Annotated in this window: 1 pseudogene; it reads right to left on the bottom strand. The window is 60.3% G+C overall.

The annotated features are described in order from the left end of the window. Positions 1-105 precede the first annotated feature (105 nt). Positions 106-237: pseudogene (locus AC0L3X_RS47600) on the bottom strand (IS5/IS1182 family transposase); the annotation flags it as partial.

Raw genomic sequence — 237 nt, forward strand, 5'->3', positions numbered from 1 at the left:
GGGCCTGTTGCGTTATCGGCTTTTGAGGCTGAAGACGTCAGGAGAGAAGGCCTTGGTCCTGGCAATGCCTGCGAAGATCTGTAGTTGTTGCCCTCAGCGGGCAGCTCACGCGGCGATCGTGGCCCACCGCCTCATGTTGAAGGCGATTGAGGCGAGCAGAACTTGCCCGGTCGCCTTGATCAGACCGACGTAGCGGATGCAGGTCAGCCGCATGCGGCGTTTGAGAGTAGCGAAGGT

The organism is Bradyrhizobium sp. MI1.7 (assembly GCF_055811795.1).